Here is a 23985-nt window from a genome sequence, read left to right as displayed (position 1 = left end):
GGTATCTGCTTCGCGGCTGATGCCGCTCCTACAGTCTTGCGGACCATCAGGCTACCGGTAAGGCTTCTGCCGAGCATGGCTCGGCACTACAGGAGGCTTGGCGCTCGTTGGCGCAGGGGTCATTCGGTGAAATCCTGATGCCGATGATCGCGGCATCGCGGTTTGGCGCTGGGTTGTGGGAGCGGCATGAGCCGCGAAGCTGGCAATCCGTCAGTGGCCTGTATGACCGCGATCAGGAAATGTATCTGCTTCGCGGCTGAAGCCCCGCAGCCTTGCGGACCATCAGGCTATCGGTAAGGCCTCTGCCGAGCATGGCTCGGCACTACTGCTCGTTGGCGTAGGGGTCGGCAATGCCGAGGTCGGCCAGGATTTCGCGCTCGAGCTGCTCCATGGCTTCGGCCTCCTTGTCGTCCTCGTGGTCCCAGCCCAGCAGGTGCAGCACGCCGTGCACGGTGAGGTGGGCGTAGTGGGCGTTGAGCGCCTTGTCCTGTTCATCGGCCTCGCGGGCGACTACCGGGGCGCAGATCACCAGATCGCCCAGCAGCGGAAACTTCACGCCCTTTGGCAGGCCTTCGGGGATGTCGGCTGGAAAGCTGAGCACGTTGGTGGCGTAGTCCTTGCCGCGGTAATGACGGTTCAGGGACTGCCCTTCCTTGGCGTCGACCACGCGGATGGCCAGGTCGGCCTCGCGGATGCGGCCCTTGAGGGCGGCTGCCACCCAACGGCGGAAGCTCACCGCCGCCGGCAGGCCAGCGCGGGGCAGGGCGTAGCTGACGGCAACGTCGAGACGTACAGGACCCTTGGTCATTCGCTTGCTCCGGGTTTGACCTGCTGCAGATCGCGGCGGTCGTAGGCGCTGACGATGCGGGCTACCAGCGGGTGGCGCACCACATCGCGCGATTCGAAAAAGGTGAAGCTGACCCCGTCCACGCCGCGCAGTACTTCGATGGCGTCGCGCAGACCGGATTTGACGTGCTTGGGCAGGTCGGTCTGGGTCAGGTCGCCGGTGACCACGGCGGTGGAGCCGAAGCCCAACCGGGTCAGGAACATCTTCATCTGTTCGATGGTGGTGTTCTGGGCCTCGTCCAGGATCACGAAGGCGTCGTTGAGGGTGCGCCCGCGCATATATGCCAGCGGGGCGATCTCGATGACGTTCTTCTCCAGCAGCTTGGCCACCTTTTCCACGCCCAGCATCTCGTACAGGGCGTCGTACAACGGGCGCAGATAGGGGTCGACCTTCTGGGTCAGGTCGCCGGGCAGGAAGCCCAGCTTCTCGCCGGCTTCCACCGCCGGGCGCACCAGGATCAGCCGCTGCACGCGTGATTCATTCAGTGCATCCACCGCCATTGCCACTGCCAGGAAGGTCTTGCCGGTGCCGGCCGGGCCGATGCCGAAGCTGATGTCGTGAGTGGCGATCTGGTGCAGGTAGCTGGCCTGGTTGAGGCCGCGGCCGCGCACGGTGCCGCGCTTGACCTTGATCGCCACTTCCTGCGCTTCATAGGCCTGCTCGGTCACATGATCCACATTGGCGCGGTTCAAGCGCAGGTGGATCGCGTGGCTGTCGAAGACGGCTTCGCCCGCCTCCACATAGAGGGCCTTGAGCAGCTTTTCTGCTTCCAGTGCGGTTCTGCCGGGGCCGCTGACACGGAAGACATGGCCGCGGTTGGCAATCTCCACGCCCAGTTTGAGTTCCACCTGGCGCAGGTGCTCGTCGAACGGCCCGGACAGATTGGCCAGCCGCTCGTTGTCAGCCGGGTCGAGAGTGAAGTCGCGATGCGTGGTGGTGGTCATTTTCACTAACAGTTGCTGGCCGGCGAAGCCGTGCCCTGGACCGGAGAAGGTTACCCCCGTGGCCGGCGGACCACCAGCTTGGCGCGGCCGTCATGGTTCTCCACAGCCGATGTGGATGTGGCGTTGGCCAAGCTGTGGATATCCCTGTCCAGCCCTTGCGGCATAAGCCTCTTGGCGGGTTGGTTAAAAAACCGCCACATTTGACGGTTTGCGGGTAACGAGTTGTCCACAATTTGTGTGGATCGATCCGGGATGAACGTGTGGATAACCGCGTGCAGCCCAGTAACGGCGGGCTCTGGGTCGGTGTGGCGAATAAATGACCGCAGCCGCCGGGTAGCAGCAGCGCGAGCCGTAAGAGGCGAAGACGAGCAGCGAGGGCGTTCCCCTCTCTCCCACACGTCGGGGTGAGAGAGGCAGCTTGCGAGCCACGGGTTCGCTGTCCATCGAACGGCCTGGCGCCAGCGCAAGGGCCGGCGCGCGGGGCAGGGGGCGCTTCTGCTCTGGACCAATGAATCAAGCCCCAAGCCCTCGCAACCCACCTTCCACCAGAAGCGCAGCAGCAGCCGCCACCTCCAACTCAGTCCGGCGTAACTACCCGGCCGCGCAGCGAGTTGCTGAATGCCTCGGTGATCAGCACATCGACGAACTGGCCGATCAGGCGCGGGCTGGCGGCGAAGTTCACCGAGCGCATGTTCTCGGTCTTGCCGGTCAGCTCGTTCGGGTCCTTGCGCGAGGGGCCTTCGACCAGCACGCTCTGCACGCTGCCGACCATGGCCTTGGAGATGCCGGCGGCGTGCTCATTGATATGTGCCTGCAGCCGTGACAGGCGGGCGTGCTTGTCGGCCTCGCTGGTGGTGTCTTCCAGGTCGGCGGCGGGGGTGCCGGGGCGGCGCGAGTAGATGAAGGAGAAGCTCTGGTCGAAGCCCACGTCCTCAATCAGTTTCATGGTCTTGTCGAAGTCGACATCGGTCTCGCCGGGGAAGCCGACAATGAAGTCCGAACTGATCGAGATGTCCGGGCGCACCGCGCGCAGCTTGCGGATCTTGGACTTGAACTCCAGGGCGGTGTAGCCACGCTTCATCGCACTGAGTACGCGGTCGCTGCCGGCCTGTACTGGCAGATGCAGGTAGTTGGCCAGTTTCGGCACGTCGCGGTAGGCGTCCACCAGCGAATCGCTGAATTCCAGCGGGTGCGAGGTGGTGAAGCGGATACGGCCAATGCCGTCGATTTCGGCAAGGGTGCGGATCAGCAGGCCGAGATCGGCAATCTCACCGTCGCCATAGGGGCCGCGGTAGGCGTTGACGTTCTGGCCGAGCAGGTTGATCTCACGTACGCCCTGGGAAGCCAGTTGCGCGCATTCGACCAGCACGTCCTCGAACGGGCGGCTGACCTCGGTGCCGCGGGTATAGGGCACCACGCAGAACGAGCAGTACTTGGAGCAGCCTTCCATGATCGAGACGAAGGCCGACGGACCTTCGGCGCGCGGCTCGGGCATGCGGTCGAACTTCTCGATCTCCGGGAAGCTGATGTCCACCTGCGGCTTGTTCTGCTCGCGGCGCGCGCGGATCAGTTCCGGCAGGCGGTGCAGCGTCTGCGGGCCGAACACCAGGTCCACGTAGGGTGCGCGCTTGACGATGGCTTCGCCTTCCTGCGAGGCCACGCAGCCGCCGACGCCGATGATGACGTCGCGGCCATTGGCCTTGAGCGCCTTCCAGCGGCCGAGCTGGCTGAACACTTTCTCCTGCGCCTTCTCACGGATGGAGCAGGTGTTGACCAGCACCACATCGGCTTCTTCGGGGTTATCTGTCAGTTCCAGGCCTTCGGCGGCGGCAAGCACGTCGGCCATCTTGGTCGAGTCGTACTCGTTCATCTGGCAACCGTGGGTCTTGATATAGAGCTTACCGCGCGCGCCGCCGGCAACCGTCGGCTTGACGCCGGGCAGGGGAATCAATTCAGGAGTGGTCATTTCAGTAGTCACGGCAAAACCGGCCGTGATCGGCAAAGGGGCAGCTGGCGTCCCGGGCATGGCGCTTATTCCAGACGGGTGGGCGGGCACGCAGCCGCTGGGGCTGCATTCGTAGCTGGGTATTGTATCGGCCTGCTGGCCCCAGTACGAAGGCTGTTGCGTCAAATACTTGGCAAGCCCCGGCGAAGCTGGGAGACTCCCCGCCCATGAAGGGGATTTTGGGGATCACCGTCGCTCTTGCTGCTGCATTGGTCGCTTTGCCGGCCAGTGCCGGCACGCTGTACAAGTGTATTGGCAGCGACGGGGTGCCCAATTACGTCAGCAAACGCGTCAGTGGCGCCAGCTGCAGCGTGGTCAGCAACTACCGGCCCTCGCGTGAGGCGCCCCGGTATGTGCCGCCTGCGCCGGTGGCGGCCCCGGTGGTTGCCGCGCCGGTCGCAACGCCAGCAGCGTCGGCAGGACAGACCGGCGAAGCCGCCGCCAGTACCGCCGTGGCGGCGCGCAACGCGCCAACCGCGCTGCCATCCACGCCTGCACCGGTGCCCGCTCCGGCCGGGCGCGCACAGCGGGTGGTCAGTGGGCAGGTCTACTCCTATATGAAGGACGGGGTGCGCCACTACACCAGCAGCCGGCCGGCCCAGGTCGCCAATATCGGTGCGGTGCGGACCATCCAGTACAGCTATATCGAGCGCTGCTTCGCCTGCGGTGTGCAGTCGCGGGTCAACTTCGGTTCGGTGCGGCTCAACACTCAGGCCTATAGCACCGAGATTGCGGCGGCCGCACGCGAGTTCGGTGTCGAAGAGGCGGTGGTGCGGGCCATCATCCATGCCGAGTCGGCGTTCAATCCGACCGCGCTCAGCCGCGCCGGTGCCCAGGGTCTGATGCAGTTGATGCCGCCCACTGCGCGTCGCTTCGGGGTGTCCGATTCCTTCGATGCCAGCCAGAACATCCGCGGCGGCGTGCAATACCTGTCGTGGCTGCTGCGTCGCTTCAACGGCAACCTGACCCTTGCGGCCGCCGGCTACAACGCGGGCGAGGGCGCGGTGGACCGTCATGGCGGCGTGCCTCCTTACAAAGAGACCCAGTACTACGTGCAGCGCGTTGCGCAGTTGGCCGACCGCTACCGTGGCGAACTGGCCACGCGCCAATAAGGTCCACCTCCGTTTCTGTTGCAACAGGCCGTGACAAATTTCGCGGACTGGTGTTTGATCGCGTTGTATGAGCGTTAAGCGTTCCGCTACACTCCGGAACGATTCGATTCAGAGCGGAATGGCCCCCACCAGGCCGCTGGCAGCATCTCGCTACCTAATCAATATCGGAGTGCCGGATGGCAAACGATGGGGTAAATGATCCAGTCAACACCGGACGTCGGCGGTTTTTGACAGCGACCACCGCTGTGGTCGGGGCAGTTGGTGTTGGTTTCGCCGCAGTTCCTTTCATCAAGTCGTGGAATCCCAGCGCCCGTGCCAAATTGGCCGGTGCCCCGGTGACTGCCGATATCAGTGCCCTGCAGGAAGGCCAACGGCTGATCCTGGAGTGGCGCGGCCAGCCTATCTGGATCGTCAAACGGTCCAAGGCCATCCTGCAGGCCCTGCCTACCCTGGATGCGCGGCTCAAGGATCCGGAGTCCGGCAACAAGGACCAGCAGCCGGATTACGTGCTCAAGGGCAATCCCGAGTTCCGTTCGATCAAGCCTGACATCTCGGTGCTGGTTGGGCTCTGTACCCACCTGGGCTGTTCGCCGGAAATGGTTGCCGAAATCCGCCCCGAGCCCTATGACGCGCAGTGGAAGGGCGGCTATTTCTGCCCCTGCCACAAGTCGCGTTTCGACATGTCCGGGCGCGTGTTCCAGGATGTGCCGGCGCCGATCAATCTGCTGGTGCCACCGCACCACTATGTGGATGACAACACCCTTGTCATTGGCGTTGATCCGCAGGGGGCAGCCTGATCATGGCCGACAATATTCTTAGCCGCACCGTCAGCGGCGTGAGCAACTGGGTCAATGAGCGGGCGCCGGGCCTGGTGCCGGTGTACCGCAAGCATGTCAGCGAGTATTACGCGCCGAAGAATTTCAACTTCTGGTACTACTTCGGTTCGCTGGCGATGGTGATCCTGGTCAACCAGATCGTCACCGGCATCTTCCTGACGATGCACTTCAAGCCCAGCGCGGCCGAGGCGTTCGCCTCGGTTGAGTACATCATGCGCGACGTGGAGTGGGGCTGGCTGATCCGCTACATGCACAGCACCGGTGCCTCGCTGTTCTTCATCGTGGTCTACCTGCACATGTTCCGCGGGCTGATGTACGGCAGTTACAAGAAGCCGCGCGAGCTGGTGTGGATCCTCGGCATGCTGATCTACCTGGTGTTGATGGCGGAAGCCTTCATGGGCTATGTGTTGCCGTGGGGCCAGATGTCGTTCTGGGGCGCCAAGGTGATCATTTCGCTGTTCGGCGCCATTCCGGTGATCGGCAACGGTTTGACCGAATGGATCATGGGCGATTACCTGCCCGGCGATGCCACGCTCAACCGCTTCTTCGCGCTGCACGTGATTGCCATGCCGCTGGTGCTGCTGTTGCTGGTGGTGCTGCACCTGGGCGCGCTGCACGAAGTGGGCTCCAACAATCCGGACGGCGTGGAAATCAAGAAGGGGCCGAAGGGCAACCGCTGGTCGCCGACTGCGCCGACCGATGGCATCCCGTTCCACCCGTATTACACGGTCAAGGATCTGTTCGGGGTCTGTTTCCTGCTTACGTTGGCGGCTTTCATCATCTTCTTTGCGCCGGTATTTGGCGGCTTGTTCCTTGAACACGACAATTTCACCGAGGCCAATCGGTTGGTGACGCCTGAGCACATCAAGCCGGTCTGGTACTACACCCCGTATTACGCGATGTTGCGGGTCATCCCGAACAAGCTCGGTGGCGTGATGGTGATGTTCTCGGCCATCGCCATCCTGTTCCTGGTGCCATGGCTGGACAAGGCCAAGGTCAAGTCGGTCCGTTACCGCGGCCCGATCTCCAAGCTGATGCTCGGCATCCTGGTGGTGTGCTTCGTGTGGCTGGGCGTGATTGGTTCCGGTCCGGGCACGGCGATCTGGGAAACCTGGGTCGGTCGCGTGCTGACCTTCCTGTACTTCGCCTTCTTCATCACCATGCCGCTTTGGACGAAGATCGACAGCACCAAGCAGGTACCGGACCGGGTGACGACGCATGACTGACAAGTGGATTGTGCGGTTGGCGATGGCTGCCGCGATGCTGTTCTGTGTCCCGGCGTTTGCCTCCGGTGGCGGCAAGTTGATGCAGGCCGGCAATGACCTGGGCGACCGCGCTTCATTGCAGCGGGGCGCGCAGGCCTATATGAGCTACTGCTCGGGCTGTCACTCGCTCAAGTACCTGCGCTACTCGCGCATGGGCGAGGACCTGGGGCTCACCGAGCAGCAGGTGATGGACAACCTCAACTTCACCGGTGCCGCCTATGGCGAGCAGATCCAGGTGGCGATGCCGCACGATGAGGCCACCAAGTGGTTCGGCAAGATGCCGCCGGACCTGAGCCTGATCTCGCGGGTGCGTGGCAGCGACTGGGTCTACAGCTACCTCAAGTCGTTCTACGTGGATGAGTCGCGGCCGCTGGGCTGGAACAACAGCGTGTTCCCGAATGCGTCCATGCCCAACCCGCTGTGGGAGCTGCAGGGGATGCAGCACGCCATCCATGGCAAGCCCGAGCAGGAAGGGCTGGAGCCGCCGGTCGTCGGGCTCAAGCTGGCCCAGCCGGGCAAGGTCGATGCGCGCAGCTATGACCAGACTGTGCGTGACATCACCAATTTTCTGGAATACGCCGGCGAACCTGCTGCCCTGAAGCGGCAGAGCCTGGGGGTCTGGGTGGTGTTGTTCCTGGCCCTGCTGACCTTCCTGGCCTATCTGGTGAAGACCGAATACTGGAAAGACGTACATTGAGCCTGGTGTAAGCCTGGGATGTGCAAGGGGGGCCTTGGCAATTGTGCCCATGGCTTGGCACACTCGGGTAACCGTGGTCACCGTCGGCAATGGGCTGGCGGGGCCTTAAGGTTGGCGGAATCCGACCGATGGAGAGCCTTTGATGGCGGCGAGTGTGCGTATGCGTAATACCCTGACTTTGTTCTCTGCCAATGATGACGCCCTGTGTCATCGGGTGCGGTTGGTGCTGGCTGCCAAGGGCGTGACTTACGATCTGGTGCCGGTCGATGCGCAGAATCCACCGGAAGACCTGATCGACCTGAACCCGTACCACTCCGTGCCGACCCTGGTTGAGCGCGAACTGGTGCTGTACGCGGCGTCGGTGGTCAGCGAGTACCTGGACGAACGCTACCCGCACCCGCCGTTGATGCCGGTCGACCCGCTGTCACGGGCGCGGCTGCGCTTGGCGATGCTGCGTATCGAGCATGATTGGGTGCCGCAGGTGCAGGCTATTCAGATGGGTAACAAGACCCAGTCCGAGGCCGGCCGCAAGCGTTTGAAGGAGCTGGTGGCGCAGTCGGTGCCGCTGTTCAAGGCGTCGAAATTCTTCCTCAACCCGGAAATGAGCCTGGCCGATTGCGCGATGGCGCCGATCATCTGGCGCCTGGAGTCGTTGGGGGTTGCGCTGCCCAAGGACGGCAAGGCGATCGAGGACTACGGCAACCGTATTTTCCGCCACCCGGGTTTCATCCGCAGCCTGACCGATCAGGAAAAAAAGTTGCGTGATCTGCCCGGCTGAGCCGATGCTTGGCTGTATCTGAACTTATCGATCACCGCCGCTGGGCGGTGATCGCGCTTCAATGCCGCGTACACTTGTGACATGACTGAAGAAACTTTCCGGATGAGCAGCCACCGGCCGTATTTGCTACGGGCGTTGGTGGAGTGGATCAACGATAACGGCATGACGCCGCACGTAATGGTGGATGCCGGCGTGCCCGGTGTGCAGGTGCCGAGCAGTGCGGTCAAGGAAGATCGGGTCGTGCTCAATATTGCCGAGCGTGCCGTGGTTGGCCTGCATATCGACAATGACGCGGTGAGTTTTACTGCGCGTTTTTCCGGAACCAGTTTCCCGGTGTATGTGCCGATTTCCGCGGTGCTGGCGGTTTATGCGCGTGAGACCGGGCAGGGCATGGCGCTGCCCGACGATATCGCAGGTAACGACACCACACCGGATGACGACGATACGCCGCCCACCGATCCGCCCGAGCGGCCACAGCCCGCCGCCAAGCGCCCGTTCCTGCGGGTAGTCAAATAATTCCACCGCCGCCGCACAAGGCGGCGGTTTTGTTTGTGCCGGCTGCGCCAATTGCTTTTGTAGGAGCGGCGTCAGCCGCGAAGCTGATGATCCGCCTGATTGCATGCATTTGGCAGTTTCGAGGGTGCCGGCTTCGCGGTTGACGCCGCTCCTACAAGGCGGGTGCAGCCTTCAGATTTGCCGGTAAGGCCTCTGCTGAGCATGGCTCGGCACTACCGAAGCGGTCCGCACTGAGCGGTGGGCTGGCCTTGTGGGAGCGGCGTCAGCCGCGAAGCTGATAGACCGTTGGATTGCGGGATACCGGCGATCGGGTGATGCACCAGCTTCGCGGCTTATGCCGCTCCCACATGTTCTGGTGTATCGGTAAGGCCTTTGCCGAGCATGGCTCGGCACTACGGCTGGGTTTGCCGGTAAGGCTTTTGCCGAGCATGGCTCGGCACTACATGGCGGGCTTAGATGTCTTCGGCTTCTTCGGTGCTTTTGCGCAGGCGGCCGATCTGGGCGGCGGCGGGGCCGCTGAACGAGATCAGTTCGCGGCCGCGCAAGACCATGCGCCCGGTATGCCGGTCCAGGCCGTCGTAGGAATAGTCGAAACGAAAGCTGCGCTCGAAGCCCAGCCAGCCATTGGGCAGGCGGCACAGGCGCAGGCCGGTGCTGTGCACGCTCTGGTCCAGCCATTGCACATCAGCGGCGCGGCAGGCGTTGCGGCCCAGTTCGGTGGCGCGGTCGGCAGCGGCGCGGGAGCGGTCCCAGAACGCAAAACCAATCGCGCCGACAATCATCAGGATAAGAAGGGTAGGCATGCCCTCACTTTAGGCGATCCGCTCGCTCCTGCGCAGCCCCCGCATCCGTGCTGCGCGCCCGCGCTTCAGCCAACTTCAGTAGGTGACCGGAGTCGGAATGGGCTCATCCCGACGCGGCGGCAACGGCGCGATCGCGTTGAAGGCCGCTTAGGCGATCCGCTCGCCCCTTCGCAGCCCCCGCATCCGTGATGTGCGCCTGCGCGTCCGCCAACCTCAGTGGGTGACCGGAGTAGGAATGGGCTCGTCCGGAGGCGGCGGCAATGGTGCGGTGGAGTTGAAGGCCGGTGCCGGGTTGCTGGCGGTCAGCTTCAGCAGTGCCGCCCAGTCTTGTCTGTTGAGGTTGCACTCTTCTTCGTGGCCCGGGGAGCAGTTCTGCTCGATGAGGGAGGTGCTTGCCGACGCGGCATTGGCCTTGGGCAGCTCGATCAGGCCGGTGCGGTCGAGCATGAGCTTGCGCATCACCACCGAATTGGCAACGTTGCCGCCAATCAGATAGAGCGTACGGTCACCGCCCATATTGGCGCTGACCACGATCTCGCAATGCGATTTCCAGTTGCCGGTGCGGCCGCTGCCCAATGCCTGGATCAGCCCGCTGTAGTTCAATGTGCTGCTGCGGTCGCGCAGGAAGCACAGCATGTCGCCGGGGGCGGGCTTTTCGCTGCCCGGGTCGGTCAGGCGGTACGGCATGCCGTTGCTGCCGCCCTGGTAGGCGGCGCGGATGTAGTCGATATGGCGCGGCGAGCGCGTAAAGCCGGGCACGGCGGCGCGGGTCATCACCCAGGAGATGAAGGCGGCTGACCACGGGTTGTCGATCAGGAACGCGCGGCAGTCGCTGTCGGTGTAACGATTGCCGGCCGGTTGTGCGCAGCTGCTGGCACCGGCGATGGCGCCCATCGGGCCCAGCGTGGCGCTCTCGCGCCAGTAGCCGGCGACCCGCTGCCAGGCGATCAGGCCGTTGTCGGCCAGGTGCTCGTTCTCCGCTTCGGTGACGCCGAGGCTGGCAATGCGGCCATCACGGTCGATGAAGGGCCGGTACCACAGCCGGTGTTCGCCGCATGCGGCCGCGACAACGGCCTTCGCCACTTCGCTTACGCCGTACCTTGGTGGGATATCGCAGGCTTCCGCTGCCATCGCAGGCAGGGCGGGAAGCAACAAGGTCATGCCGCACAGCAGGTATCGGTAGGCCACAGCAGGCTCCGCGAAAGAGGTTGGGAAAGTGTCGCAGCCGGGCCTGCATGCGCGCCGTGAGTCAGCCCGGTGGCGGACCCAGCTTCAGCGACAGGTCGACGGCCTGCACGTGCTTGGTCAGCCCGCCGATGGAGATGCAGTCCACACCGTCTTCGGCAATGGCGCGCAGGCTGGTCAGGTCGACGCTGCCGGAGACCTCCAGCGGGATCCGCCCGGCGGTAATGCGCACGGCGTCGCGGCGCATGGCCGGGCTGAAGTCGTCGATCAGGATGCGCTCGCAGCCCGCGGCCAGGGCTTCCTGCAACTGCTGCAGGTCCTCCACCTCGACCACCAGTGGCAGCTTCGGTTGCTGCGCACGTGCGGCGTGCACGGCCGCGGTCAACGAGCCGGCGGCGCGGATGTGGTTTTCCTTCAGCATCACCGTGTCGAACAGGCCGATACGGTGGTTGTCGCCACCGCCGCAACGCACCGCGTACTTCTGCGCCAGGCGCAGGCCGGGCAGGGTTTTGCGGGTGTCCAGGATGCGCGCTTTGGTGCCAGCCACGGCCGCTACATGGCGCGCGGTGGTGGTAGCGGTGCCGGACAGGGTCTGTAGGAAGTTGAGCGAGGTGCGCTCAGCGCTGACCAGGCTGCGGCTGCGCCCCTGCAGGGTCGCCAGTACGGTGCCGGCGCTGACGTGATCACCTTCCAGCACCCGCCAGGCGATCTGCACCTGCGGGTCGAGCGCACGGTGTGTGGCGTCAAACCAGGGGCGGCCGGCGATCACCGCATCCTGCTTGCACAGCAGGTAAGCGATATCGGCGGAATCGGGCAACAGCGCGGCGGTGACATCGCCAGTGCCGATGTCTTCGGCCAGGGCACGGGCGACATCGGCCTCAATCTGTTCCTGCGGCGGGGCCAGGGGCGGGTGCGGCAGCATTATTTGGCCGGGAAGTCGGTGATCTGGGCGGTGGCGATGGCTTCATCGGCGAGCAGCACCGGAATGCCGTCATCGACGCGGAATACCTGCTTGCGGTCGCCGGTGATCAGCGCTTCGCGCAGCGGCTGGGCCTGGGCGCTGCCATCGGCGCGGGTGACGGTGCCGGCGCCAATGGCACGATTGAGGGCTTCCAGGCCGGCGCTTTCCAGCAGGAACAGCGGCTGGCGGGTGTCGGGGGAAACGAGCAGGTCGAGTAGTTTGCGATCCATCGGGTCGTGGTCTTGCGGGGAAGACGGCTAGAATACGTCTTTGCAGCAGGTGACGGCCAATGACCCCAAACCACCCCGCGCCGCTAGTCGGCATCGTGATGGGTTCCCGCTCAGACTGGGAAACCATGCAGCACGCCGCTCAAAAGCTTGACGCTTTGGGTGTTCCCTATGAAGTGAAGGTAGTGTCGGCGCACCGTACGCCCGATGTGCTGTTCAGCTATGCCGAACAGGCCGGCCCGCGTGGCCTGCGCGCCATCATTGGCGGCGCCGGTGGCGCGGCGCACCTGCCGGGCATGCTGGCAGCCAAGACGGCGGTGCCGGTGCTCGGCGTGCCGGTGCAGTCCAAGGCGCTCAACGGCATGGATTCGCTGCTGTCGATCGTGCAGATGCCGGCCGGGATTCCCGTGGCGACCTTTGCCATCGGCAATGCTGGTGCATCCAATGCCGCGCTGTTTGCCGCCGCCATGCTGGCTGCCGAGCAGCCGCAGATCGGTGCCGCGCTGGAGGCCTTCCGCGCCCGTCAGACCGAAGATGTGATGGCTGCGGACGATCCGCGCCAATGATCACGGTCGGCATTCTCGGTGGCGGGCAGTTGGCCCGGATGATGGTGCTGGCGGGGGCTCCGCTGGGCCTGCGCTTCGTGGTGTTCGATCCTGCCGCCGATGCGTGCGCAGGGCAGGTGGCACCGCTGCAGGTAGGCGGTTTCGACGATACCGAGGCCTTGGCCGCGTTTGCCGCCAAGGTCGATGTGGTCACCTTTGATTTCGAGAACGTGCCGGCGGCAAGCGCGCATTGGCTGGCCGAGCGCAAGCCGGTGTTTCCGAATCCGGCGGCCCTTGCGGTGGCGCAGGATCGCTTGAGCGAGAAAACCCTGTTCCAGGAATTGGGTATCGCCTTGCCGGCGTTTGCCGATATCCGTAGCCACGAAGAACTGGCGGCCAAGGTGGCCGAGTTCGGCATGCCCTGCATTCTCAAGACGCGGCGGCTGGGCTACGACGGCAAGGGCCAGTTCCGTATCCGTACCGATGCCGACATCGCGGCGGCATGGCAGGCGCTGGGTGCGCAGGTCGAGAAGACCGGGCTGATACTCGAAGGTTTCGTGGCGTTTGATCGGGAAGTCAGCGTGGTGGCCGTTCGTGGCCGCGATGGTGAGTTCCGTGCCTGGCCGCTGACCACCAACTGGCATGTGGACGGTGTGCTGTCCGCCAGCCTGGCACCGGCCGTGCTGTCGGCCGAGCAGCAGGCCACGGCCATTGCCTACGCGCAGCGGGTTGCCGAGCGTCTGGACTACGTTGGCGTGTTTGCGCTGGAGCTGTTTTGCCGTGGTGAGGCGCTGTTGGCCAACGAGATGGCGCCGCGCGTGCACAACTCGGGCCACTGGACCAGCGATGGTGCGGAAACCTCGCAGTTCGAAAACCATTTGCGTGCGGTGCTGGGCCTGCCCTTGGGCGATACCCGCGTGCTGGGCCATGCCTGCATGCTCAACTGGCTGGGTCAGATGCCCGACAGCAAGCCGGTGCTGGCCGAATCGGCCGGTCATTGGCATGACTACGGCAAACAGGCGCGCGACGGTCGCAAGGTGGGCCACGCCAATCTGCGTGATGACTCCGCACTCGCACTGGCGGCAGCATTGCAGCGCGTAGGCGAGGCTTTGGGGCGGCAGGCGCAGGTTGCGCCGGTAGTGGAGACGCTGCGCGGCAGCGTGACGCCAAACTAAGCATTGCCGGCGTATGGTTCTCCGGTCCCCACTGGAGAACCTGCCATGCTCGATTGGAATGATTATCGCCGTGAGTTGAAGGGCCGCATCGGCGAGCTCGGCAAGCTGTCGCCGGACACCCTCAAGGGCTACCTGACGCTCAGCGGCGCCGGTGCCCAGACCAATCATCTGGACGCAAAGACCCGCGAGCTGATCGCGCTGGCGGTGGCGGTGACCACGCGCTGCGATGGCTGCATCACCACCCACGTTGATGCGGCATTGAAGCAGGGCGCCAGCCGTGAGGAGATCGCCGAGGCGCTGGGCGTGGCGGTGGCACTCAATGCCGGTGCGGCGATGGTGTATTCGGCGCGGGTGCTGGATGCGGTAGCTGCGCACGATTGAGCGCGGCGTTAGTTCGCCTCACGTCGGTTCGAATATGCGTCAGGCCTTTGCTGGCACATATCGGCCATAGCGGCCAGCAAGCTCCCGGTCGCTTGATCCCGCTTGCGCGGATCAGGGTTCAATTGCGGGCCGCGGCGCGCACGATCCCTTCGCCGCAGGCCGGGGTTGCCGCGGGCCTGCTCAGCTCAGCTGTGACGCCACAAAATCCCAGTTCACCAGCTTCCAGAAGGCTTGCAGAAAGCGCGCGCGCTCATTCTGGTAGTCGCTGTAATAGGCGTGCTCCCAGACATCGCAGACCAGCAATGGGGTGCTGCTGCCGGTCAGTGGGGTGTTTGCATTGCGGGTGCTGACAATGGCCAGCTTGCCGTCCGGGTGCTGCACCAGCCAGGTCCAGCCCGAGCCGAATACCGCCAACGCGGCGCGGTTGAACTCCTCGCGCAGCTTCTGCACGTCGCCGAACTGGCCATTGATGTGCTCGGCCAGCAGGCCGTGCGGATCGCCGCCGGCGCGTGGATGCAGGCATTGCCAGAAGAAGTCGTGGTTCCAGGCCTGTGCGGCGGCCTGGAACAGGCTGCCCTGGCTGTTGCGGACGATTTCCTCCAGTGGCAGCGCATCCAGCTCGGTACCGGCGATGCGCGCATTGACCGTGTCCACGTAGCCGCGATGGTGCCTGCCGTGATGCAGGTCCAGGGTTTCGGCCGAGATGTGCGGCTGCAGGGCGGTGCGGGAGTAGGGTAGGTCAGGCAGTTGGAGGGGCATTGGAGATTCTTTTCGGGGCAGGGCGCCGGGAGTCGGCCGGCTCGGCTTACAATGGTCAACCACGGGAAAGTCTATCCGACCAGGACGGGCCGTTCTTTCGCAGTAGGGAGAATTCGAATGCCGGTGATGGAACAAATCCAGACCGAGGTGGAGCAACACCCCCTCGTCTTGTTCATGAAAGGTACGCCGCAATACCCGATGTGCGGCTTTTCCAGCCGCGCCGCGCAGGCGCTGTTGGCCGCCGGTGCGATCAATCTGCGCACCGTCAATCTGCTGGAGTTCCCGGAGGTGCGAGCCAACCTGCCGCGCTATTCGAACCTGGCCACCTTCCCGCAGTTTTTCATGCATGGCGAGCTGATTGGCGGCTGCGACATTCTTCTGGAGCTGCTGGAGTCCGGCGAGCTCAAGCGTATCGTTGCCGAGGCCGGGCAAGCGTGAGTGCCCAGCCTCGTGGGGGCGAGGGCGCCGATCTTGCCGGTCGGGTGATTCTGGTCGCAGGTGCCGCCGGCGGCCTGGGAGCTGCCGCGACCCGGGCGTGCGCGCAGGCCGGGGCCACTGTGGTGATGCTGGGGCGCAAGGTCGCCAAGCTCAATCGGGTCTATGACAGTGCTGCCCAGCTTGGTCCGGAGCCGCTGCTGTATCCGCTGGACCTGGAAGGGGCCAGCCCCGACGACTATGCGGCACTGGCTGAACGGCTGGAGTCCGAAGTCGGGCGCTTGGATGGCGTGCTGCATTGCGCAGCCGATTTCGCCGGTTTGACGCCGTTTGCGTCGGGCGACCCGGCAGCCTTTGCCCGCGCCATCCACGTCAACCTGACCGCCCGCGCCTGGCTTACCCAGGCCTGTTTGCCGCTGCTGCGCCAGCGTGAAGACGCGGCGGTGGTGTTTGCACTGGACGACGTCCAGCGGGTTGGCCAAGCCTATTGGGGTGGCTACGGCGTGGCCCAGTACGGATTGCGCGGGCTTATCGAGAGCCTGCATCACGAGCTGCGCAACGGGCCGGTACGGGTCTGCGGCCTGCAGCCGGGGCCGATGCGCACGGGCTTGCGGGCGCGGGCCTTCACCCATGAGGAAGATGCGGCGCCTGTGGATCCTGCCCAGTACGCCGACGCTGCCGTGCAGCTGCTCGCCGCCGATGGCCTGGCCTGGCGCGGGAAGGTGCGGGACCTGACCGGGTGACAATCCTTTCAGCGGCCCTGCTGCTGTTTCTGATCCTGGATCCGCTGGGCAATATCCCGGTGTTCCTGAGTCTGCTCAAGCCGTTGACGCCCAAGCGTCAGCGGGTGGTGCTGGTGCGCGAGCTGTTGATCGCGCTGGCGGTGTTGATGGCTTTCTTATGGGGCGGCAAGTACGCGCTGGAGCTGATGCATCTGCGCCAGGAGTCGGTGGCCATCGCCGGTGGCATCGTGCTGTTTTTGATCGGCATCCGCATGATTTTCCCGCGCCCCGAAGGCCTGATGGGGGCGGTGCCGGATGGCGAGCCCTTCATCGTGCCGATGGCGATACCGCTGGTGGCAGGCCCTTCGGGCATGGCGGCGGTGATGCTGATGGGCAGCAATGAGCCAGAGCGACTTGGCGATTGGAGCCTGGCCCTGCTGCTGGCCTGGGGCGGAACGGCGGCCATCCTGATGTCGGCAACCCTGCTTTACAAGCTGCTCGGGGCCCGCGCGCTGACCGCGCTGGAGCGCCTGATGGGCATGCTGCTGGTCGCAATCTCGGTGCAGATGCTGCTCGATGGATTGGCGACGTATCTGGCATCAATAAGGTAAGTGATTGATTGGCCGTAGGTGGTGCTGTCGCAGTGCAGCATCACTGTCTTATGGCAGTCATAAACAGTCATTACCGTGTTAACCTTATCTTAACCGTTGCGGCTGAAACCGCCTCGGAAGGGACCCCCAAGATTCAAGACGATCAGGCGCCCGGTTGACCCCGGGGCTGATGGATCGCGCTTTTTCTCAATCGCCAACTCGTTTCGAGGCTACCCATAATGAATCACCCGCGTATCAAGATGTCCAAGCTTGCACTTGGTCTTGTCGTCGCACTTGCGGCTGCTCCGGCTTTCGCACAAAGCACCTCTGCCGGCGTCGGCGGTCAGGTCATGAACAACGGCGGTCAGCCGGTTGTTGGTGCTGAAGTTACCATCACTCACGTTGAGTCGGGCACGGTCAGCCGTGCGACCACCGACGCGTCTGGTCGTTACAACGCCCGCGGTCTGCGCGTGGGTGGTCCGTACACCATCACCATCACCAAGTCTGGTGAAGGCACCAAGACCGAAGACGGTGTCTACCTGAACCTGAATCAGGTCAACACCGTTAATGCTGCGCTGGCTGGCGACCTCGCTGCCACCAACCTGGAAGCAGTGCAGGTCCTGGCAGTGGGTGGCGGTTCGGAAATCTTCAGCGCCAACAAGATGGGTACCGGCACCAACGTAACCCGCGAAACGCTGGAAGCGCTGCCTTCGGCCAACCGCAATATCCAGGACTACATCCGTCTGGATCCGCGCATTTCGCAGGTCAGCAAGGCTGATGGCGCGATTTCGGCCGGTGGTCAGAACACCCGTTTCAATGCCATCCGTATCGACGGTATCGGTGCTGGTGATCCGTTTGGCCTGGAATCGAACAACCTGCCGACCGAGCGTCAGCCGGTGTCGATGGACGCCATCCAGGAAATCAACATCGACCTGGCCAACTACGACACCACCATCTACGGCGGCACCGGTGCGGTGATCAACGCCGTGACCAAGTCGGGTACCAATGAGTTCCACGGTACCGTCTACGGTTCCTACCGCGACAAGGACATGGTCCGTACCCGTCTGGAAGGCGACAAGAACGACTTCAACGGTTTTGAGGACGAGAAGACCTATGGCATGACCTTTGGCGGCCCGATCGTCAAGGACAAGCTGTTCTTCTTCGCGAACTACGAAAAGTACGAGCGTTCGGCTCCGGGCGTTGCGTTGGGCGATGGCCCGTACGGCAAGGGCACCATCACCGACGGCGACATCAAGCAGGTTCAGGACTTCATGTCGGCCAAGGGCTATGACGTGGGTGGCCTGGCTGCTCCGGACAACAAGACCGAGATTGAAGAGTACGCAGTCAAGTTGGACTGGAACATCAACGAAAACCATCGTGCGGCTCTGCGCTACAACAAGATGGAGCAGAACGTGATGCGCTTCCCGGGCCTTGCCTCGGGTACCGTTTCGTTGAGCAACTACTGGTACGGCCAGCCCAAGACCTATGAAACCTGGATGGGCGAGTTGTTCTCCGATTGGAGCGAAAACTTCTCCACCGAGTTCAAGATCTCGCACAAGGACTACAGCGCCAATCGCGTTGCGATGGTCGACCTGCCATCGATCCGCATCAACGGCTTTGGCAATGGCAATGATGCGCTGCTGCTGGGTACCGAGCAGAACACGCACGTGAACCTGGTCGAAAGCAAGGAGCTGAGCGCGTTCGGTGCGGCTACCTGGTATGTGGGCGATCACACCGTCAAGTTCGGTTTCGACTATTCCGACAACGATCTGATGAACTTCTATGGCCGTAACCTCAACGGCGTATATGAGTTCAGCAATCTCGACTCGTTCCTCGCAGGCACCCCGACCCGTTACCAGCTCCGTGCCCCGCGTGAAGGTGGTAGCCGTAGCGACATCCCGGCTGCCTTCAACCTGAAGAACACCGGTCTGTTCGTGCAGGACACCTGGGCGATCAACTACAACCTGAGCCTGATGTTCGGCGTTCGTGTCGACCTGCCCGATTTCAGCGATCAGCGCCTGTACAACCCGCGTATCCAGGAGCTGTACGGATACAACAACACCCAGCTGGTGGATGACAAGCTGGTGCAGCCGCGCATCGGCTTCAACTACACCTTCGACAGCGACCGTCCCACGCAGCTGCGTGGTGGTATCGGCTTGTTTGGTGGTGCCGCACCGAACGTCTGGCTTGCTGGTGCCTATCAGAACACCGGTTTGAACTACGTTGAGTATGACCTGAAGGGCGGCGACGCTCCTGCATTCGATCCGACTGTTCCGCCGTCCACCGCTGGCCTGACCCCGGGCGCAGGGCGTGCGAACGTTGACGTCATCGCCCCGGGCACCAAGTTGCCGTCGGTGTGGAAGACCAACCTGGCTTTCGATCATGAGCTGCCGTGGTACGGCATCGTGGCATCGGCAGAGCTGCTGTATACCAAGGTCAACGACGCCCTGTACTTCGAGCGCCTGGACCTGATGGATCCGACCTACACGGGTACCATGGATAGCCGCGACAACTACTGGAACGCAGCTGGTCGCGATCCTAATAGTGCGGGCAAGTTTGGCATCGAGGTAGGCAAGTACAAGGGCCAGGATTGCGCCAAGGTCCTGACCCCGGCGCAGATTGCGGCGGGCATGTGTCCGGACGTCAAGGGCAATCGCCCGAGCGACATCGGTGACGTCATGTTGCTGCGCAATACCGACAAGGGCAGCAGCGTCCAGGCGACCTTTGCGCTGAGCAAGCCGATGAGCGAAGACTGGGGTTGGTCGCTGGGTTACACCTACACCAAGGCCAAGGAAGTCAGCTCGCTGACCAGCTCGCAGAACACCTCGAACTGGAACAACACGCTGATCTTCAACGCCAACGAGAACGTTGCCTATGATTCGCGTTATGCGATCAAGGACCGCGTGACCGGTACGTTGGAGTGGAAGCACGCGTTCTTCGGTGATTACTCCACCCGCGTGGGTCTGTTCTACGAAGGCCGTTCGGGTCGCCCGTTCAGCTACATCTTCTATAACGACGCCAACGGTGACGGCGCCAACACCAACGATCTGTTCTACGTGCCGTCCGGTTACGGTGACGTGCTGTGGACCGGTGGTGCGAAGATGGAGCAGGACTTCTTTGCCTGGTTGGACAAGAACCCGGATCTGGCCGGCTACAAGGGCCAGGTTGTACCGGCCAATTCGCATCGTGCAGGCTGGACCAACAGCTTCGACGTGCGCATCAGCCAGGAAATGCCGGGCTTCTTCAAGGGCCACAAGACTGAAATCGCGCTCGATGTCATGAACATCGGTAACCTGCTCAACAAGAAGTGGGGCCTGATTGATGACTACGGCTTCTACTCGACCCGTCGTATCGCCAACTACGCAGGCATCGATCCGGCTACCGGCAAGTACATCTACAACTTCACCGGTACCACCGACAATGCGTCGATCCAGGAAAACAACAACGACAAGGGCAACACCGCAGTGTCGCGCTGGTCGATGATGCTGAGCCTGAAGTACAAGTTCTGATCGTTTGATTGATCGGATGTAAACCGAAAACGGCCGGGGCAACCCGGCCGTTTTCTTTTTAATGGGGGGAGCGCTAAAGTCGATCGCCAAAGAGGAAGGAGCAGTTGTGGAAATGACCAAGAATGAAGGGGCAGCGAGGGCGCTGCCGGTGCAGGACGCACGTATTTATCCGCGCGGTGGACTGGATGTGTTGTCGCGGGCAGAAGTGGCGCGGTTGCGCGACGCTTCCGGCGGCGGTATGCACGAGCTGCTGCGCCGCTGTGCGTTGGCGGTGCTTACCAGTGGTAGCGCCTCGGATGACCCGCGCGCTGCGCGCGACCTGTATCCGGACTTCGATGTGCAGGTGACCCAGCAGGATCGTGGCGTCCGCATCGACTTGAGCAATGCGCCGGCAGCGGCGTTTGTCGATGGCGAGATCATCCGCGGTATCGCCGAGTTGCTGTTCTCGGTGGTGCGCGACCTGGCCTATATGGCCATCGAGCTGGGGCCGGAATACGCCTCCGATCTGGAGACCTCCGACGGCATCACCAATGCGGTGTTCGGTGTGCTGCGCAATGCGCGCATTCTGGCGCCCAGTGATCCGAACCTGGTGGTGTGCTGGGGCGGTCACTCGATCTCGCGTGACGAGTACCTGTACACCAAGCAGGTCGGCTACGAGCTGGGCCTGCGCAGCCTGGACATCTGCACCGGCTGCGGCCCGGGTGCGATGAAGGGCCCGATGAAGGGTGCCACCATTGCCCACGCCAAGCAGCGCAAGACCAATACCCGCTACATCGGCATCACCGAGCCGGGAATCATTGCCGCCGAGTCGCCGAACCCGATCGTCAACCACCTGGTGATCATGCCGGACATCGAGAAGCGCCTGGAGGCATTCGTCCGTCTTGGCCACGGCATCATCGTGTTCCCGGGTGGCGTCGGCACCGCCGAAGAGATCCTGTACCTGCTCGGCATCCTGCTGAGCGAGCAAAACAAGGACCTGCCGTTCCCGCTGATTCTCAGCGGCCCGGCCATCGCCGCGCCGTACTTCCAGCAGATCGACCGCTTCATCCGTTTGACCCTGGGTGACAAGGCAGCGGAACGCTACGAAATCATCGTCGGCGACCCGGTCGCCGTGGCCCGCAAGATGTCGCAGGGCATCAAGCGGGTGCGTGAGTTCCGCCTGGCCCAGCGCGATTCGTTCTTCTACAACTGGCAGGTGGATATTCCGCTGGCCTACCAGCAGCCGTTCGTGCCCACGCACGAGGCGATGGCAGGCCTGGACCTGCACAAGGGTCGTCCTGCGCCGGACCTGGCCGCCGATCTGCGGCGGGCGTTCTCCGGCATCGTTGCCGGCAACGTCAAGGAAGAGAGCATGGCCCGGATCGAGGAATTCGGCCCGTTCAAGATCCATGGCGACAGCGAGATGATGCAGGCGCTGGACGAGCTGCTGCGCGCCTTCGTCGAGCAGCGCCGGATGAAGATCTCCGGTGAGTACCGGCCGTGCTATCAGGTGGTTGCCTGATCAGCGTCGAGGTAGCTTGACTGTTGTCAGATGAGTGTCGGAGGCAGTAGTGGTGTCCACTACTGCCTTGCCGCCGAAGTGTGCATCCAGGCGGCTTCGGGTTGACCTCAGGCCGAGTTGGTGTCCAGTGGTTGCTTCACGCGTACCGGCTTGGACCGGATTGCTGATTTGAATGGTCACCCAGTCGGGATCTACGTCCACGCTTACGGCCAGTGTTCCGCCATGCAGGCTGGGTTCGATGCCATGGCGGATCGCATTTTCAATCAGCGGCTGCAGCGACAGGCTGGGGATCAACAGGGTGGGCAGGCTGTCCGGAACCCGCCAATCAAGGGTTAGGCGTTCCCCAAAGCGGGTTGCCTCGATATCCAGATACTGGTGTGAAAGCTCCAGCTCCCGGGTCAGTGGCACCGTGCCGCTCCGTGCCAGTGCTGCCCGGAACAGGTCGGCCAGGTCGACCAGTAGTCGCTCGCTGGCGGATGGGTTCTGGCGAACCAGTGCCACGGCGGAATTGAGTGCGTTGAACAGGAAGTGGGGATCGACCCGCGCGCGCAGTGCGTCCAGCTCCGCCTGTTTGGCCTGCAGGGCGAGCAGGCGATTGCGCCAGTGGCTCTGGAAGGCGGCTACCCCGAGTAATCCGAATATCAGGCTAAGCGCCACCATGTGAAACAACAGCTGTCGCCAGCCTTCGTTGGGGGCGGGGACGGCGCCGTCCAACAACAGCCATAGCAGCAGGTAGGTGGTGCAGGTGCTTAGCAGCAGCGCGCCAAGGGCGGCAGTGGCGATAGTGGTGGGTCGGTGCTTCTGCAGTGGCTTCCGGAAAAGATAGAGCAGGCCCAGGCAGAGCAGGCTGGTCCACTGGATCGCCAGCGAGTTGAGCCCGAACAGGATCAAGCGGTCGCCACTTACCCCTGGCGACAAGCTCATGGCCATGGCCAGCGCTTCGCCAATCATGATGATCCAGACGAGCGTATAGGGCCGCCAGAGCACTTCAAGCGGCTCTGGTGCGTCCGCTGCGAGGTGGCTGGGGCTGGCAGCGTGGCCGTTCGTGGTGGTGGTAATACCGCTCATCCGGTTTGGGGTGACGCTCGCAATTGGACGCCGTTATCTTAACCATGGCCATTGCGCCGGGGGATGACGTAGATGCGTTTCGAAATACTAAAAGCGGGGTTGCGCTCAGCCGGGCGAGCCGAACGGGGCTTCACGCTGGTCGAACTGATGGTGACGGTGGTCGTGTTGGCGGTGCTTATCGCTATCGGCATGCCGGCCATGAACGGGTTGATCAACTCCAATCGCCTCACCACGCAGTCCAATGAGCTGGTTGGGGCGATTCAAATGGCGCGCAGCGAAGCGATCAAACGCAACGCCCCGGTGTCCATGTGCGGCTCGCTGGACGGCCTTACCTGCGCAGCTGCGGGTAACTGGACGCACTGGCTGGTGGTGCTGGATTCGGACGATTCGGTGCTACAAGCCGGGGAGATCCGGCCGCCAGCTGAGGTCAATTCTGCCACCCCGCGCATCACGTTCCATTCCGATGGTTTGGCGCGGACTGCTGCGGGGTTGTTGTTTGCAGGCGATGTGGCGGTTTGCCTGCCAGTGACCCGTCCAGAACAGAACCTGCGCCGCGTGGCGGTCGTATCGGGTTCCAGGACTTCCATTACGTCAGCGAACAATGGCGGGGAATGCCCATGAATACTTTCCGGACTTGCCGCCGCGAACCACTGCGTCGCCAGAAAATTGCCGGCGTCAGCCTGTTGGAAGTACTTATTTCAGTGCTGATCATGGGTATTGGCATGCTTGGTATTGCGGCCATGCAGGCGACTGCGTTGCGCAACAGCCAGAGTTCGGTTGAACGCAGTCAAGCGGTGATCCAGAGCTATACGATCATCGATGCGATGCGAGCCAACCGCGAATTGGCACTGGGTGGCAGCTACAACACGGGGGGCTGGATGTGCAGCGCCCCCACCGGCAGTTCGTTGAGTGCAACAGACAGCGCATCCTGGTTGGCCTCGCTGCGTGCAGCATTGGGCAGTGCAGTCGATGACGCCGCGGTCTGCGGTCAGGTGAGCTGCACCACGAGCACGGGGATCTGTGTGGTTGGCGTGCGCTGGGACGACAGTCGTGCCGGCGCCAGCAATGGGAGCCAGCAAGGCTCCGACCAGTATTCGGTTGAAACGAGGGTGCGGCTATGAATG

General features: G+C 63.3%; 25 protein-coding genes. 16 read left to right on the top strand and 9 right to left on the bottom strand.

Annotated elements, in window-relative coordinates; genetic code table 11:
* Positions 1 to 322 precede the first annotated feature (322 nt).
* The 3 genes from ybeY to miaB form a co-directional block, all read right to left on the bottom strand.
* A complete protein-coding gene (gene ybeY / locus ABB27_RS13880; protein ID WP_057629374.1) occupies positions 323 to 808 on the bottom strand; it encodes an rRNA maturation RNase YbeY in 486 nt (161 codons plus the stop codon).
* Positions 805 to 1791 (bottom strand): PhoH family protein, encoded by a 987-nt coding sequence (locus ABB27_RS13875; RefSeq protein WP_057629373.1) that lies wholly within the window; start codon positions 1789 to 1791, stop codon positions 805 to 807. Before ABB27_RS13875 ends, ybeY begins: the two co-directional genes overlap by 4 nt.
* Before the next feature lie 577 nt (positions 1792 to 2368).
* Complete coding sequence (gene miaB, locus ABB27_RS13870; RefSeq protein WP_057629372.1) at positions 2369 to 3817, bottom strand: tRNA (N6-isopentenyl adenosine(37)-C2)-methylthiotransferase MiaB; 1449 nt, start codon at positions 3815 to 3817, stop codon at positions 2369 to 2371.
* Between the two features lie 146 nt (positions 3818 to 3963).
* Here miaB and ABB27_RS13865 point away from each other — a divergent pair, with 146 nt between their 5' ends.
* The 6 genes from ABB27_RS13865 (at position 3964) to ABB27_RS13840 (ending at position 9000) form a co-directional block, all read left to right on the top strand.
* Positions 3964 to 4908 (top strand): lytic transglycosylase domain-containing protein, encoded by a 945-nt coding sequence (locus tag ABB27_RS13865; protein WP_057629371.1) that lies wholly within the window; start codon positions 3964 to 3966, stop codon positions 4906 to 4908.
* Positions 4909 to 5084: 176 nt separating this feature from the next.
* Positions 5085 to 5705, top strand: coding sequence for a ubiquinol-cytochrome c reductase iron-sulfur subunit (gene petA, locus ABB27_RS13860; protein WP_057629370.1), 621 nt, complete (start codon positions 5085 to 5087; stop codon positions 5703 to 5705).
* 2 nt (positions 5706 to 5707) lie between these two features.
* The gene (locus ABB27_RS13855; protein WP_057629369.1) at positions 5708 to 6970 is read left to right on the top strand and encodes a cytochrome b; all 1263 of its coding nucleotides are present in this window, start codon (positions 5708 to 5710) and stop codon (positions 6968 to 6970) included.
* On the top strand, positions 6963 to 7706 hold the full coding sequence (locus ABB27_RS13850) for a cytochrome c1 (protein WP_057629368.1): 744 nt from the start codon (positions 6963 to 6965) through the stop codon (positions 7704 to 7706). The genes ABB27_RS13855 and ABB27_RS13850 overlap by 8 nt, the downstream gene beginning before the upstream one ends.
* A 142-nt stretch (positions 7707 to 7848) precedes the next feature.
* On the top strand, positions 7849 to 8484 hold the full coding sequence (locus ABB27_RS13845; RefSeq protein WP_057629367.1) for a glutathione S-transferase N-terminal domain-containing protein: 636 nt from the start codon (positions 7849 to 7851) through the stop codon (positions 8482 to 8484).
* An 81-nt stretch (positions 8485 to 8565) separates the two neighbouring features.
* The gene (locus tag ABB27_RS13840) at positions 8566 to 9000 is read left to right on the top strand and encodes a ClpXP protease specificity-enhancing factor (RefSeq protein WP_057629366.1); all 435 of its coding nucleotides are present in this window, start codon (positions 8566 to 8568) and stop codon (positions 8998 to 9000) included.
* A 452-nt stretch (positions 9001 to 9452) separates the two neighbouring features.
* On the opposite strand, the gene ABB27_RS13835 is transcribed toward ABB27_RS13840, so the two are convergent.
* The 4 genes from ABB27_RS13835 to ABB27_RS13820 form a co-directional block, all read right to left on the bottom strand.
* On the bottom strand, positions 9453 to 9803 hold the full coding sequence (locus ABB27_RS13835; protein ID WP_057629365.1) for a DUF3301 domain-containing protein: 351 nt from the start codon (positions 9801 to 9803) through the stop codon (positions 9453 to 9455).
* A 213-nt stretch (positions 9804 to 10016) separates the two neighbouring features.
* Positions 10017 to 10964, bottom strand: coding sequence for a DUF2272 domain-containing protein (locus ABB27_RS13830; protein WP_057629364.1), 948 nt, complete (start codon positions 10962 to 10964; stop codon positions 10017 to 10019).
* Between the two features lie 88 nt (positions 10965 to 11052).
* Positions 11053 to 11910 (bottom strand): carboxylating nicotinate-nucleotide diphosphorylase, encoded by an 858-nt coding sequence (gene nadC, locus ABB27_RS13825; RefSeq protein ID WP_057629363.1) that lies wholly within the window; start codon positions 11908 to 11910, stop codon positions 11053 to 11055.
* Entirely contained in the window at positions 11910 to 12179 is a 270-nt protein-coding gene (locus ABB27_RS13820; protein WP_057629362.1) for a Trm112 family protein, read from the bottom strand. Before ABB27_RS13820 ends, nadC begins: the two co-directional genes overlap by 1 nt.
* A 59-nt stretch (positions 12180 to 12238) precedes the next feature.
* On the opposite strand from ABB27_RS13820, the gene purE reads away from it, so the two are divergent.
* From purE to ABB27_RS13805, 3 genes are read left to right on the top strand one after another with little or no spacing between them, the layout of a single operon-like run.
* Positions 12239 to 12742, top strand: a complete 504-nt coding sequence (gene purE / locus ABB27_RS13815; protein WP_057629361.1) for a 5-(carboxyamino)imidazole ribonucleotide mutase — start codon at positions 12239 to 12241, stop codon at positions 12740 to 12742.
* On the top strand, positions 12739 to 13896 hold the full coding sequence (locus tag ABB27_RS13810; RefSeq protein WP_057629360.1) for a 5-(carboxyamino)imidazole ribonucleotide synthase: 1158 nt from the start codon (positions 12739 to 12741) through the stop codon (positions 13894 to 13896). The genes purE and ABB27_RS13810 overlap by 4 nt, the downstream gene beginning before the upstream one ends.
* Positions 13897 to 13941: 45 nt before the next feature.
* Positions 13942 to 14277 (top strand): carboxymuconolactone decarboxylase family protein, encoded by a 336-nt coding sequence (locus tag ABB27_RS13805; protein WP_057629359.1) that lies wholly within the window; start codon positions 13942 to 13944, stop codon positions 14275 to 14277.
* A 180-nt stretch (positions 14278 to 14457) separates the two neighbouring features.
* Here the strand turns inward: ABB27_RS13805 and ABB27_RS13800 are convergent, their stop codons facing one another.
* On the bottom strand, positions 14458 to 15036 hold the full coding sequence (locus tag ABB27_RS13800) for a superoxide dismutase (protein WP_057629358.1): 579 nt from the start codon (positions 15034 to 15036) through the stop codon (positions 14458 to 14460).
* A gap of 117 nt (positions 15037 to 15153) precedes the next feature.
* On the opposite strand from ABB27_RS13800, the gene grxD reads away from it, so the two are divergent.
* The 5 genes from grxD to ppnN all read left to right on the top strand — a co-directional run bounded on the left by grxD (position 15154) and on the right by ppnN (position 21793).
* A complete protein-coding gene (grxD, locus tag ABB27_RS13795; protein ID WP_057629357.1) occupies positions 15154 to 15474 on the top strand; it encodes a Grx4 family monothiol glutaredoxin in 321 nt (106 codons plus the stop codon).
* The gene (locus tag ABB27_RS13790; protein WP_057629356.1) at positions 15471 to 16214 is read left to right on the top strand and encodes an SDR family NAD(P)-dependent oxidoreductase; all 744 of its coding nucleotides are present in this window, start codon (positions 15471 to 15473) and stop codon (positions 16212 to 16214) included. The genes grxD and ABB27_RS13790 overlap by 4 nt, the downstream gene beginning before the upstream one ends.
* On the top strand, positions 16211 to 16804 hold the full coding sequence (locus ABB27_RS13785) for a YhgN family NAAT transporter (protein WP_057629355.1): 594 nt from the start codon (positions 16211 to 16213) through the stop codon (positions 16802 to 16804). Before ABB27_RS13790 ends, ABB27_RS13785 begins: the two co-directional genes overlap by 4 nt.
* A 218-nt stretch (positions 16805 to 17022) precedes the next feature.
* The gene (locus tag ABB27_RS13780; protein WP_057629354.1) at positions 17023 to 20292 is read left to right on the top strand and encodes a TonB-dependent receptor; all 3270 of its coding nucleotides are present in this window, start codon (positions 17023 to 17025) and stop codon (positions 20290 to 20292) included.
* 112 nt (positions 20293 to 20404) lie between these two features.
* Positions 20405 to 21793 carry a nucleotide 5'-monophosphate nucleosidase PpnN gene (gene ppnN, locus ABB27_RS13775; protein WP_057629353.1) on the top strand — a complete coding sequence of 463 codons (1389 nt, stop codon included), beginning with the start codon at positions 20405 to 20407 and terminating at the stop codon, positions 21791 to 21793.
* On the opposite strand, the gene ABB27_RS13770 is transcribed toward ppnN, so the two are convergent.
* Positions 21794 to 22861 carry a sensor histidine kinase gene (locus ABB27_RS13770; protein WP_057629352.1) on the bottom strand — a complete coding sequence of 356 codons (1068 nt, stop codon included), beginning with the start codon at positions 22859 to 22861 and terminating at the stop codon, positions 21794 to 21796. It abuts the gene before it with no gap.
* A 72-nt stretch (positions 22862 to 22933) separates the two neighbouring features.
* On the opposite strand from ABB27_RS13770, the gene ABB27_RS13765 reads away from it, so the two are divergent.
* Both ABB27_RS13765 and pilV read left to right on the top strand, forming a co-directional pair.
* Complete coding sequence (locus ABB27_RS13765; RefSeq protein WP_057629351.1) at positions 22934 to 23482, top strand: GspH/FimT family pseudopilin; 549 nt, start codon at positions 22934 to 22936, stop codon at positions 23480 to 23482.
* Positions 23479 to 23982, top strand: coding sequence for a type IV pilus modification protein PilV (gene pilV, locus ABB27_RS13760; protein ID WP_152984586.1), 504 nt, complete (start codon positions 23479 to 23481; stop codon positions 23980 to 23982). Before ABB27_RS13765 ends, pilV begins: the two co-directional genes overlap by 4 nt.
* The last annotated feature ends 3 nt before the right edge of the window (positions 23983 to 23985 follow it).

The organism is Stenotrophomonas terrae, from assembly GCF_001431465.1.
GTDB classification, from domain to species: domain Bacteria; phylum Pseudomonadota; class Gammaproteobacteria; order Xanthomonadales; family Xanthomonadaceae; genus Stenotrophomonas; species Stenotrophomonas terrae.
The sequence above is the reverse complement of the archived record's forward strand: the minus strand, read 5'-3'. Positions and strand labels throughout refer to the sequence as shown.